Annotated in this window: 13 protein-coding genes; 10 read left to right on the top strand and 3 right to left on the bottom strand. The window is 68.3% G+C overall.

Annotated elements, in window-relative coordinates:
• Positions 1-433 precede the first annotated feature (433 nt).
• The 4 genes from JWP60_RS15500 to JWP60_RS15485 are packed head-to-tail and all read left to right on the top strand — an operon-like array spanning position 434 to position 3559.
• Positions 434-1057 (top strand): FMN-binding negative transcriptional regulator, encoded by a 624-nt coding sequence (locus JWP60_RS15500; RefSeq protein WP_299793115.1) that lies wholly within the window; start codon positions 434-436, stop codon positions 1055-1057.
• Entirely contained in the window at positions 1054-1269 is a 216-nt protein-coding gene (locus JWP60_RS15495; RefSeq protein WP_299793113.1) for a hypothetical protein, read from the top strand. The genes JWP60_RS15500 and JWP60_RS15495 overlap by 4 nt, the downstream gene beginning before the upstream one ends.
• Entirely contained in the window at positions 1266-2648 is a 1383-nt protein-coding gene (gene tadA, locus JWP60_RS15490) for a tRNA adenosine(34) deaminase TadA (RefSeq protein ID WP_299793111.1), read from the top strand. The genes JWP60_RS15495 and tadA overlap by 4 nt, the downstream gene beginning before the upstream one ends.
• Entirely contained in the window at positions 2645-3559 is a 915-nt protein-coding gene (locus JWP60_RS15485; protein ID WP_299793109.1) for an LD-carboxypeptidase, read from the top strand. Before tadA ends, JWP60_RS15485 begins: the two co-directional genes overlap by 4 nt.
• A gap of 60 nt (positions 3560-3619) precedes the next feature.
• Here the strand turns inward: JWP60_RS15485 and JWP60_RS15480 are convergent, their stop codons facing one another.
• Positions 3620-3964, bottom strand: coding sequence for a hypothetical protein (locus JWP60_RS15480; protein ID WP_299793106.1), 345 nt, complete (start codon positions 3962-3964; stop codon positions 3620-3622).
• Positions 3965-4271: 307 nt separating this feature from the next.
• Between JWP60_RS15480 and JWP60_RS15475 the strand changes: the two genes are divergently transcribed.
• Together JWP60_RS15475 and JWP60_RS15470 are read left to right on the top strand one after the other, a co-directional pair.
• The gene (locus JWP60_RS15475; RefSeq protein WP_299793103.1) at positions 4272-4646 is read left to right on the top strand and encodes a hypothetical protein; all 375 of its coding nucleotides are present in this window, start codon (positions 4272-4274) and stop codon (positions 4644-4646) included.
• A gap of 21 nt (positions 4647-4667) precedes the next feature.
• Entirely contained in the window at positions 4668-5324 is a 657-nt protein-coding gene (locus JWP60_RS15470) for a phosphoribosyltransferase family protein (RefSeq protein ID WP_299793100.1), read from the top strand.
• Positions 5325-5352: 28 nt separating this feature from the next.
• Here the strand turns inward: JWP60_RS15470 and JWP60_RS15465 are convergent, their stop codons facing one another.
• Together JWP60_RS15465 and JWP60_RS15460 are read right to left on the bottom strand one after the other, a co-directional pair.
• Complete coding sequence (locus tag JWP60_RS15465; protein ID WP_299793097.1) at positions 5353-6441, bottom strand: RNA methyltransferase; 1089 nt, start codon at positions 6439-6441, stop codon at positions 5353-5355.
• A 47-nt stretch (positions 6442-6488) separates the two neighbouring features.
• Positions 6489-6983, bottom strand: a complete 495-nt coding sequence (locus tag JWP60_RS15460) for a MarR family transcriptional regulator (RefSeq protein WP_299793094.1) — start codon at positions 6981-6983, stop codon at positions 6489-6491.
• A 140-nt stretch (positions 6984-7123) separates the two neighbouring features.
• Between JWP60_RS15460 and JWP60_RS15455 the strand changes: the two genes are divergently transcribed.
• From JWP60_RS15455 to JWP60_RS15440, 4 genes are all read left to right on the top strand, one after another.
• Positions 7124-8470, top strand: a complete 1347-nt coding sequence (locus JWP60_RS15455) for a substrate-binding protein (RefSeq protein ID WP_299793091.1) — start codon at positions 7124-7126, stop codon at positions 8468-8470.
• Between the two features lie 64 nt (positions 8471-8534).
• Positions 8535-9410: a branched-chain amino acid ABC transporter permease gene (locus JWP60_RS15450; protein WP_299793088.1), complete on the top strand. Its 876-nt coding sequence runs from the start codon at positions 8535-8537 to the stop codon at positions 9408-9410.
• Positions 9407-11344: a branched-chain amino acid ABC transporter ATP-binding protein/permease gene (locus JWP60_RS15445; protein ID WP_299793084.1), complete on the top strand. Its 1938-nt coding sequence runs from the start codon at positions 9407-9409 to the stop codon at positions 11342-11344. The genes JWP60_RS15450 and JWP60_RS15445 overlap by 4 nt, the downstream gene beginning before the upstream one ends.
• On the top strand, positions 11341-12039 hold the full coding sequence (locus JWP60_RS15440) for an ABC transporter ATP-binding protein (RefSeq protein WP_299793081.1): 699 nt from the start codon (positions 11341-11343) through the stop codon (positions 12037-12039). Before JWP60_RS15445 ends, JWP60_RS15440 begins: the two co-directional genes overlap by 4 nt.

The raw sequence follows: 12039 nt of genomic DNA, 5'->3' as shown, positions 1-12039 counted from the left end.
GGTGTGGGCCCGCATAAAGGGGTGGCGCCTGCGCTGGCCGGTCTTGCGGCCCAGCGCTCCTACGAGAGCGCGCAGCGCGTATCGAGGAGCGCGTACGTCTCTGATTCGCGAAGCTGTTCGAGTTCGCAGTTTGGCCGCAGGCCAAACTGCAGACGAGTTCTTCGCGTGGGCCGCAAGACCGGCCAGCGCAGGTCTGCCCGATCGCGTTCACGCGATCGGGACGCCACCCCGCGGGCCCGCACCGCACAGCGTCTTGCGCGACCGCCCTGGTGCTGACAGCGGAAGTGGAGCACGGCCAAGCAGCAATGCCGCGCGTTCCGGACAGCAGTGGGTCAAGCCCGGGATGACATCCTCGGCAAGATCCGCGCGATCACTCGCGGAGTTGCCGGCCCGCTCCTTGGACCGCCAGGCCGCTGCAGGCACAATTGCCCCCATGTACCAGCCGCCGCAGTTCCGCTCTGACGACCCCGCGCTCGCCGCGGAGCTGATGCGACGCCATGCCTTCGCGAGCCTGATCTCCACCGACGACAGCGGCTTTCCGTTCGTCTCGCACCTGCCGCTGCACCTGGAGGAAAGGGACGCCCGGTTCGTGCTGCTCGGCCACTGCGCCAAGCCCAATCCGCACTGGCGCTACCTGCAGGCGCGGCCCGAGGCCCTGGTCACCTTCATGGGCCCGCACGCCTATCTCTCGCCGAAGGTGTACCCGGACCGGCTGCGCGTGCCGAGCTGGAACTACCTCACCGTGCATTGCCGCGTGCGTGCGCGCCTGGTGGAGGAGCCGGCGGCAAAGGACGAACTGCTGAAGAAATTGATCGGCGACCACGAGCCTGCCTACGCGCAGCAATGGCGCAGCCTGGGCGAGGAGTTCGCGCAGAAGATGCTGGCCGGCATCGTCGGCTTCGAACTGGCGGTGGAACAGTGGTCCGCCAAGCTCAAGTTGAATCAGCATCGCCCCGAGTCGCATGCCCGCATGCAGCAGGCCTACGAAGGCGGCAACGACGATGAACGCGAACTGGCCGAATGGATGAAGCGACTGGGCATGGAGGACAGGCAATGAGGGGCATCTTCACGATCGTCGGGCTGCTGGTGGTGCTGGCGGTCGTCGGCTTCACGGCGAAAAAGCAGTTGAGTGCCGGCGTGGCGCCGGTGCTTCCCGGCAGCACGGCCAGCGCCCCGGCAGCGAGACCGCAGCAGCAGGTGCAGCAATACAAGAGCGCCGTCGAAAGCGCGATGCAGCAACCGCGCCCCATGCCCGACGACAGCAAGTGAGCGCGGCGCGGGACGAGGCGTTCATGCGCGAGGCGCTCGCGCAGGCGCACCTCGCCCTCGCTGCCGGCGAAGTGCCGGTCGGTGCGGTGGTCGTGCACGGCGATGCGATCGTCGGCCGCGCCCACAACGCCCCGGTCTCCAGCCACGACCCGACCGCCCATGCGGAGCTCCGGGCGCTGCAGCAGGCGGCGCAGGCACTGGGCAACTATCGCCTCGACGGCTGCGAGTTGTTCGTCACGCTGGAACCCTGCGCGATGTGCAGCGGCGCGATGCTGCACGCGCGGCTGGCACGCGTCGTCCATGCCGCGGCCGATGCGAAGACCGGGGCCGCGGGCTCCGTCGTCGACCTGTTCGCGCAGGAGCGCCTGAACCACCAGACGACCGTCACCAGCGGCGTGCTGGCGTCCGAATGCAGTGCGCTGCTCAGCGAATTCTTCCGCCGCCGCCGGCAGGAGGCGCGCACGAACGCCCAGGCCTTGCGCGAGGACGCGCTGCGCACGCCCGAGGAGCGCTTTCGCGACCTGCCGGACTATCCCTGGGCGCCACACTACCTGGCCGACCTGCCGGCGCTCGCGGGCCTGCGCATGCACTACCTCGACGAGGGGCCGCCCGATGCGTCCATCACCTGGTTGTGCCTGCATGGCAATCCGTCGTGGAGCTACAGCTGGCGCCGCATGATCCCGGTGTTCCTCGCGGCCGGAGATCGCGTGGTCGCGCCGGACCTGGTCGGCTTCGGCAAGAGCGACAAGCCCAAGCGCGAAAGCAGCCATGGCTTCGAATGGCACCGGCAGCTGCTGCTGGAGTTCGTCGAGCGCCTGGACCTGCGCGACATCGTGCTGGTGCTGCAGGACTGGGGCGGGCTGCTCGGACTGACGCTGCCGATGGAAGACCCGGACCGCTATCGTGGCCTGCTGGTGCTGAACACCGCGCTGGGCACCGGCGATGCGCCCCTCACACCCGGCTTCCTGGCGTGGCGCGCGATGTGCGCGAAGAACCCGGGGTTCGGCGTGGGCCGCCTGCTGGCGCGCGCGAATCCGCATCTTTCACCGCAGGAGTGTGCTGCCTACGACGCGCCGTTCCCGGATCGCGGCCACCGCGCCGCATTGCGCGCGTTTCCGAAGATGGTGCCCGAGAGGCCTGATGCCGACGGCGCTGCCGTCTCACGCCAGGCGCGCGCCTTTCTCTCGCAGCACTGGCAGGGCCGCACGCTGATGGCGATCGGCGCCCAGGACCCGGTGCTGGGCGTGCCCGTGATGCAGGCGCTGCGCGCGCAGATCCGCGGCTGCCCCGAGCCCATCGTGCTGCCGCAGGCCGGCCACTTCGTGCAGGAGCAGGGCGAGGCGATCGCGCGCGAGGCGGTGGGATACTTCCGCCCGTGACGCAAAGCATCTACATCTTTTCCCCCTCCAGTGCCGTGCGCAACACGGCGGCCGTCAAGCGCGGCATCGCCCGCCTCAAGGCCCTGGGCCACCAGGTCGAACTCGATCCCGCCGTGTTCGCCACCCACATGCGCTTTGCCGGGGACGACGAGACGCGCCTCGCCGCGATCGAACGGGCGACCGCCAGCGGCGCCGACATCGCGATCATCACGCGCGGCGGCTATGGCCTCACGCGGCTGCTGCCCGCGCTGCCGTACAAGGCGATCGCCAAGGCGATCGACCGGGGCACGCGCTTCGTCGGTCTCTCCGATTTCACGGCCTTCCAGAACGCGGTGCTGGCCGAGACCGGGCGCATGACGTGGTCGGGCCCCGCCGTCGGCGAGGACTTCGGGGTGGAAGCGGAGCCCGACGAGATCATGCAGGCCTGCTTCGAGGACCTCGCCAGCGGGCAGGGCGAAGGCACCGGCTGGCAACTGCCGGCGGCCGAACGCGTCGCCGAGCCCTTGCAGGTGAAAGGTGTGCTGTGGGGCGGCAACCTGGCGATCATCTCGGCGCTCGCCGGTACGCCGTGGCTGCCGCAGGTGAAGGGCGGCATCCTGTTCCTCGAGGACGTTCACGAGCACCCCTACCGCATCGAACGGATGCTGACGCAACTGCTGTACACGGGCGTGCTGCAAAAGCAGAAGGCCATCGTGCTGGGGCACTTCACGAACTGGGTGCCGGTGCCGCACGACAAGGGCTTCAAGCTCAAGACGGTGATCGAGTGGCTGCGCGGCCAGGTCAAGGCGCCGGTGCTGACCGGGCTGCCTTTCGGCCACGTGCCCACCAAGGTGTGCCTGCCGGTCGGCGCCAAGGTCACGCTCGCGGCCGAGGGGCGGGACGCCTTTCTCCTCTGGGGCCATCTGCACTGAGCGGCAACGAAAAAGCGCGGCCGGGCCGCGCTTTTCGGTGCTGGCGGAGCGACCGGGCGCTCAACTCATGAGCGGACTGGGGCGCGAATTCAGGCTGGCCGGCAGCAGGCCACGGAACATCTCGGTGACGCCGGAGACCTTCTCCCGCGCCGCCATTTCGCCTTCGACCGAGGCCAGCGCCGCGAGCAGGTCGCCGCGCAGGTACCACAGTGCCTGGATGTCGTTGGCATAGCGCACCCGGCGCGTGACGTGCGCGAACTGCTTGAGGCCGGCCTGCCCCAGCAGGTCGAGCATTGCTTCACGGATATCTTCGGTGCCGGCTTCCATCACGGAGTCGCTCGGTGTGCCCGAACTGCCCAGCAGACCGTAGATACTGTTTCTCAGACCGCCCTTGAACCAGCTCATTTGCATATCCCGCCAGACGATAAATGTAAGGATGCTCGAAAGTTATTCCCAATGGCTTCCGGAGGCAAGGCTCCAACGTGACCTAGTTCACGTACTTTGGTGCTGCGACGTAGCTCTTTGGTAAATAACTGTTGAGCTTCCTGGCCAATGAATACGAAAGAGCTAGTCGCGGCCGGGCTTGCGCCTGGCGTCGAAATCCGCCGCGCGTCACCCGCGACTGCAGGAGGCGGCCTCCGCGCATGTAGCCACGCCCAGGCACTGCCGGCGTAAGCTGTGCTATGCACAGCCACGCTGCCAAGGAGGCTCCATGGACAGCATCGAAGTTTCGGACTCGCACTGGCTGGACGCGCAACACCGGATCGGCCAAGCTGACCTGGCACGGCTGTGCGGCATCGCGGGGCCCGAGCTCGATGCCCTGGTGAAGCACGGCGGACTGGTCCCCTTGCCGGCGGAAGGCAGCGAGCGCCGGCAGTTCAGCGGCGGCTGGGTCATCCCCTTGCGGCAGGCCGCGCGCCTGCGGACGGCGCACGGGCTGGACCTGTTCACGACCAGCCTGCTGCTGGGCTACCTGCATCGCATCGCCCAGCTCGAGCATCAGTTGCGCGGCCTGCAGCCGCACCCCGCGTCTCCCGTGCAACTGCCGCGCGAAGGCCCGACGCCCTGGCGCGAGCCGCACGCCTGAGGCAGCCCGAAGCACGAAGCCGTGTTCCGCGATCGCATCGACGCAGCCGAGCAGCTTGCCCAGGCGCTGGCCGCCTGGCGCGGGCAAGACCCGCTCGTGCTGGCGATCCCGCGCGGTGCGGTGCCGATGGGGGCAGTGATCGCGCAGCAGCTGGCGGGGGATCTGGACCTGGTGCTGGTGCGCAAGCTGCACGCGCCGGGAGCTCCCGAAGTGGCGGTTGGCGCCATCGACGAAGCCGGCTGGGTCTACGTCGCGCCGCATGCCGCCGCGATGCGCGCCACGCCGGCTTACCTCGACACCCAGGTGCAGGAGCAGTTGCAGGAGCTCGCGCGGCGGCGGGCGCTGTACACGCCGAACCGTCCTGCGATGGCAGCGGCCGGCCGCGTCGTGATCGTGGTCGATGACGGACTGGCCACCGGTGCCACGATGATCGCCGCGCTGCACGCGCTGCGTCAGCGCGCACCGGCGCGGCTGGTGTGCGCAGTGCCGGTGGCTTCAGCGCAGGCCGTGGCGCTGGTGAAGGCGCATGCCGACGAAGTGGTGTGCCTGCAGGTGCCGCGAGGCTTTCGCGCGGTGGGGCAGTTCTATGCGGCGTTCCCGCAGCTGGAGGACGAGGAGGTGATTGCGGCATTGCGCGGCGCGGCGCAATCCGTGGATCCCGGGTCAGGCCGGGGATGACATCCGGGGGGTGTCATTGCGGTGAATGTCATTGCGGGCTTGGCCCGCAATCCACGACGGCGCGCGCAATGCGCACGAGCGGTCGGACCTGTGCGGCTTCCGTTTCTGCGTCCACCACCCGTGCCCGCAACTGCCCACAGCCCCCATCCACATCCTGCCCCGCCGAGTGCCGCAGCTTGGTGAGGATGCCGCGCCGATGCAGCGTGCGCGCCATGTGCGCGGCGCGCTCCCACGCCGGCCGGCGAAAGGGCAGGCCCTCGCCCTCGTTGAAGGGGATCAGGTTCAGCACGCCGTAGCGGCCCGCCAGCAGCGTGGCGACGGCATCGATCTCCGCGTCGCTGTCGTTGATGCCCTCCAGCAGCGTCCATTGATACTGCACCGGATACCCGCAAGCGCGCGCATAGCCGTCGGCCGCCGCCACCAGTTCGTCGGGTGCCAGCCGCGGCGCCCGCGGCAGCAGCTTGCGGCGCAATTGCGCGTCGGTGGTATGCAGCGAGAGCGCCAGCGCGGGCTTCACGCGTCCTTGCGGCAGGCGCTCGAAGGCGCGCGGATCGCCCACGGTGGAGAACACCAGGTTCTTGTGGCCGATGCCCCCGGTGGTGCCGAGAAAATCGATCGCGTCCAGCACTTCATCGAGGTTGTGCGAGGGCTCGCCCATGCCCATGAACACCACCTTGTGCACGGCGCGCCGGGTCCGTGCGAGCGCCACCTGAGCCACCATCTCCGCGCTGCCCAACTGGCGCAGCAGGCCGTCGCGACCGGTCATGCAAAAGAGGCAGCCGACGGCACAACCCACCTGCGAGGAAATGCACAGGCCGCCGCGCGGCAGCAGCACGCTTTCCACCGTCTGGCCATCGGCCAGTCGCACCAGCAGTCGCTCGGAGCCGTCGGCGCCGGGGTGCGCCGAATGCAGCGTCGCCAGTGCAGCGAGTTCGCCCTCGATCTCCGGCAGCGCGAGCTGCAGCGTACGTGGAAAGTAGTCTTCGACCCGGCGCCGCCCCGCGGTCGTGGCTCGCCCCTGCGCCCACAGCCGCAGCACGCGATGCGCGTGCATGGCGCCCGCGCCGGCTTGCCGCAGCCGCTCGGCGAAGTGGGGAAGCCGGGTGCACTCGCTCATCCCCGCATTGTCGCCGCTGCGGGCTCACGAGCTGTCGGCTGATGCCTTCAGGCGCTGGCCGCGCTGCGGCGCCGCACCGGCTTGGGCGCAACTTCCTTGCTTGCATCTTGCTGACGTGCAAGCTCGTGAAAGAAGGCTTCCAGCTCCGGTGCGATGCGTTGCAGTTCGCTGCGATGGCGCTCGGCCAGCCGCGCGAGCAGGCGTGAGCCGCGGGCGGTGAGGCGCAGTTCGACCTTGCGCCGGTCGACACTCGAAGGCGCGCGCACGAGCAGGCCGTCGCCCGCGAGCCGGTCGACCAATCCGACTGCGCTGTTATGTTTGAGGAACAGTTGCTGCGCGAGATCGTTGATGGTCATCGGCAGGTCCGGCGGCCATCCACGCAGGATGAGCAGTGCCTGGTAATGCTGGCCGGTGAGGCCGACCTCCGCGGCCGCTTCCTCGCTGAAGTGCAGGAAGCCGCGCAGCACGAGACGGAACGCCGCGAGGCGCGCGTAGTCTTCGTTCGTGATGGGAGTCCGGCTGCGCGTCGTTTCGCTTGGCACCTGGTCGTCCTCAGCGCGTCCGTGGCGCGCTTGCCATTAGGGGTTATCGCCGATGAGTCTGCATATCCTACGCCGATACACTTGGAAAACATCGGCGGACGATATATATCCGATCGGCGCCGCGATCAAGGAGACTTGCGATGACAGATGCGTCCCGTTCTTCCACCAGCCGCCGCGCGTTCATTGGCGCGGGCCTGGGTGCCGCCGGCAGCATCGCGCTGCCCGCGGGCTTCGTGTCCGAGGCGTTCGCGGCCGACCAGCCGCCGATCGGCACGTGGCCGGCCGGCACCACCGGCGACTCGGTGTTCATCGGCATCAGCGTGCCGCGCACCGGCACCTACGCCGTGCAGGGCGAGGACGAACTCAAGGGCTACCAGCTGGCCGTCGAGCACATCAACGAAGGCCACCCGCTGATCAAGGCGATCTCGCCCAAGACCACCAAGGGCGTGCTGGGCAAGCAGGTCAAGGTCGGCGTCGCCGATTCGGCCGCCAAGCCGAACGACGCGGTGCAGGCGCAGCAGCGCTTCATCACCGAGAACAAGGCGATCGCGATCACCGGCGGCACGTCGAGCGCGGTGGCCGTGGCGCTGAACAAGCTGGCGCAGCGCGAGAAGGTGCTGTTCCTCTGCGGAATCTCCGGCTCCAACGACACCACCGGCAAGGACTGCGTGCGCTATGGCGTGCGCCAGAACTTCTACGGCGAGACGGCCGCCAACGCGATCGGCCCGGCCCTGGTCAAGGCCTACGGCAAGAACAAGAAGATGGCGTTCATGACGCCGGACTACACGTACGGCCACACCGTCACCAAGTCGGTCAGCGAATACCTGATCAAGAACGGCGGCTGGCAGATGGTGACCAACCAGGTCTCGCCGCTCGGCGCCCCGGACTTCAGCTCCTATCTCACCAACATCGCCAACTCGGGCGCCGAGTTCCTGATCAACGTGAACTGGGGCCACGATGCCGTGCTGTCCACGCAGCAGGCCAAGCAGTTCGGCCTGCTGCCGAAGATGAAGCTGGTGATTCCCTACCAGATCCCCTTCCTGGCCCGCGAGGTCGGTGCCGACGTGACCGAGGGCGTGTACGCGGCCACCGAGTTCTGGTGGACGATGGAAGACAAGTACCCGCTGGCCAAGCAGTTCGTCGATACCTTCGAAAAGAAGTTCGGCTACAAGCCGGAGTGGGGCGCCGAGAACGCCTACATGGAATTCGCGCTGTGGGCCGAAGCCGTGGAACACGCCGGCACCTTCTATCCGCCCGACGTGATCAAGTCGTACGAGTCGCCGCGCAAGCTGCAGTCCCTCACGGGCGAGGTGAGCTGGCGCGCCGCCGACCACCAGTTGATCCGCCCCGTGGCCATCGTGCGCGGCAAGAAGCCCAGCGCGATGCGCAACAAGGAAGACTTCTGGGAGGTGGTCGAGATCGTGCCCGGCGCCGGCCTGATGCAGAAGCCCACCGACTTCGGCTGCAATCTCGGTTCCTACACCTGAGCTCCCGGTTGGTCCAGGCGCCGCGGGCGGCCCTGGCCACCCGCGGCCTTTTGCTGCGCCCCCCATGCTGACCTGGTCCAACTTCCTTTCGCAGCTGTTCAACGGGCTGGCGCTCGGCGCCTTGCTCGCGTTGATCAGCTCCGGCCTCACCATCATCTACGGCACCCTCGGTGTGCTGAACCTGGCGCACGGCGCCATGTTCATGGTGGGGGGCTATGCCGGCTATTCGGCCTGGCACGCCACCAACTCCTTCCTGCTGGCGCTCGTCGCCGGCACCTTGTGCGTGGGCCTGCTCGGGCTGGTGATGGAGCGCGTGATCATCCGCAACTTCTACAGCCGGCCCGAGGAAGACCAGTTGCTGGTGACCTTCGGCCTGGCGATCGTCTTCGTCGAGGTCGTGCGCTTCATCTTCACCAGCCAGTCGCTGACGGTGCCGCCGCCCGCCTTCCTGACCGGCATCACCTCGCTCGGCGTGATGATGTATCCCACCTACCGCCTCGCCGTCGTGGGCATCTGCGCCGTGGCGCTGCTGGTGCTGTACCTGGTGCTCTATCGCACGCGGCTCGGCATGATCGTGCGCGCCGGCATCGACGACGCGGTGATGGTCGATTCGCTCGGCATCAACGTGTACCGGGTCTTCATGGTGGTCTTCGGCATCGGCGCCATGGCAGCGGGTTTTGCCGGCATCGTCAACGCGCCGGTGGTGTCGCTCACGCCGGAAGTGGGCGAGGCCATCCTCGTGCAGACCTTCGTGGTCGTCGTGATCGGCGGCGTCGGTTCCTTCCCGGGCGCGGTGCTCGGCGGCCTGATCGCCGGCGAGATCATCAGCCTCACTTCCATGATCAATCCAGGTTACGCCTACGTGATGCTGTTTGCCGCGATGGCGCTCGTGCTGCTGGTGCGGCCCACCGGCCTCATGGGCCTGAAGGGCCGGCAATGAGCGCCGCCCGCCCCGAAGCGTTGCGCGCGGACGGAGGCGCTCGCGCGGCGGATCGTCCGCTGAGCGCCGCACGCGCGGCCCTGGCCCGCCGCCGCCTGCTGATGCAGGGGCTGGCCGCGCTGTGCCTGATCGTCGCGCCCTTCGTGTTGCCGCACCTGAACGCCGCGCCCAACACGGTCAACCGCATCCTGGTGTGGGGCCTGTTCGGCCTCGGCTTCGACATCCTGTTCGGGTACACGGGCCTGCTGTCCTTCGGCCAGTCGGCCTTCTTCGGCACCGGTGGCTTCGTCGCGGCCTACCTGCTCACGCGCGCCGGCTTTCCCAACGTGATCCTAGCGCTGATCATCGGCATGGCGGCCTCCGCGGTGGTCGGCTACCTGATCGGCCTGCTGGCCCTGCGCCGCACCGGCATCTACTTCGCGATGATCACCGTGGCGATCGCGGAGATCTTCTTCTTCGTGGAGTTCAACCCGCTGTCCGAGTGGACCGGGGGCGAGAACGGCCTGCCGGGGGTGCCGACCCCCAGCCTGAATCTGGGCTTCACGACGCTGAATTTCACCTCGGGCTGGTCGCTCTATCCCTTCCTGGCGTTCTGCTATTTCGTGGGTCTCGTGCTGGCGCTGCGCATCGTGCGCTCGCCGGTGGGCGCGGTGCTCGCGGCCATCCGCGAGAACCCGTTGCGCGCGCAGGCGCTGGGCCACAACGTGCAGGCCTACAAGCTCACGGCCTTCGTGATCGCGGCTGCCTATGCCGGCCTCGCCGGTGGCCTGCTCGGGGTGCTGCAAGGCTTCATGCCGCCCGATGCCTTCATGTTCGACACCTCCGGGCAACTCGTGATCCAGACGGCCATCGGCGGCCGCGGAACCTTGCTCGGGCCGCTGGTGGGTGCCGCCGTGTGGCTGTTCCTGCAGGACTTCCTGCAGGCGACGCTGAACCTGGGCGCCGCCTGGAAGCTGGTGCTGGGCGTCGTGTTTGTGCTGCTGGTGTGCTTCCTGCGCCAGGGCATCATCGGCGGGCTGCGCGATGCGTGGCGACTCGTCACCGGTCATCGCGCCGTGGAGGAGGTCCGCAACGGGCAGGGCGCAGAACCCGTCGCAGTGCCCGCCGCGGTCACGACGCGCCGCGTCGCGCCGATGCCGGCCACGCACCACGCGAATGCCTCGTTCAGCGGCCCCATCCTGCAGGCCACCGGTCTCACCAAGCGCTATGGCGGCGTCGTCGCCAACTCGGAGATCAACTTCACCGTGATGGCCGGCGAACTGCGCGGCATCATCGGCCCCAACGGGGCCGGCAAGTCCACCTTCTTCAAGATGCTCACGTGCGAGGTCGCGCCCAGTGCCGGCAAGATCGTGTTCGAGGGCCGCGACATCACGGGCATGGACGTCACCGACGTCTGCCAGCTTGGCCTGACCAAGAGCTACCAGGTCAACCAGTTGTTCAACAAGCTGACCGTGCGCGAGAACCTCACCATCGCGGCGCTGGCCGAATTGCGCGGCACCTTCAAGCTCGACCTGCTGCGCAGCATCGACAAGGTGCCGGGCCTGCACGAGCAGGTCGAGCACACGCTGGCGCTGGTCAATCTCACCGCGCGCGCCGATGCGCCGGTGGCGCAGCTCGCCTACGGCGAGAAGCGGCGGCTCGAGGTGGGTCTGGCGCTGGCCTCCTCGCCTTCGCTGCTGCTGCTGGACGAACCGCTCGCCGGCATGAGCCCGAGCGAGCGCGTCGAAACCGTGGCCCTGCTGAAGTCCATCGCGCAGGGCCGCACCATGATCATCATCGACCACGACATGGACGCATTGTTCGAACTGGCCGAGCGCATCACCGTGCTGCAGGAAGGCAAGCTGCTGGTGGAGGGAACGCCCGAGGAGATCAAGGGCAATCCGCAGGTCCAGGAAGCCTACCTGGGCGGCATCCACGAAGCGATCGCATCATGAGCCTGCTCGAGGTCACCGGCCTGAACAGCTATTACGGCGATTCGCACATCCTGTTCGACGTCTCCCTGCGCGTCGAGAAGAACGAGGTGGTGGCCCTGCTCGGACGCAACGGCGCCGGCAAGAGCACCACGCTGAAAAGCCTGATGGGTGTGGTCACGCCGCGGGCCGGCTCGGTCAAGCTCGAAGGCGTGGAACTCGCGGGCCGCAAGAGCCATGCGATCGCGCTCGCCGGCATGCAGCTGGTGCACGAGGAACGGCGCATCTTCTCCAGCCTGAACGTCGAGGAGAACCTGGTGCTGGCCAGCCTCACCGCGCCCAAGCGCTGGCCGCTGGCGCGCATCTACGAGATGTTCCCGCGCCTGAAAGAGCGCCGCACCAGCCGCGGCACCGACCTCTCGGGCGGCGAACAGCAGATGCTGGCGATCGGCCGCGCGCTGATCCGCGATCCCAAGATCGTGCTGCTCGACGAACCGTTCGAAGGACTCGCCCCGGTGATCGTGCGCGACCTGATGCAGGCCTGCCGCGAACTGGCGGCGGCCGGCCAGACCATCGTGCTGGTGGAACAGAACCTGGCCGCCACACTGGCGCTGGCGCAGCGCGTGTACATCATCAACAACGGCCATCTCGCGCACGAGGGATCGGCCGCCGAGCTCAAGGCGCGGCCCGAGATCCTGCAGCGGCACCTGGGCGTCTGA

This window comes from Ramlibacter sp. (assembly GCF_028291745.1).
Lineage (GTDB): Bacteria > Pseudomonadota > Gammaproteobacteria > Burkholderiales > Burkholderiaceae_C > Ramlibacter.
Note: the sequence above shows the minus strand (reverse complement) of the source record. Positions and strands in the feature narration are given on the sequence as shown.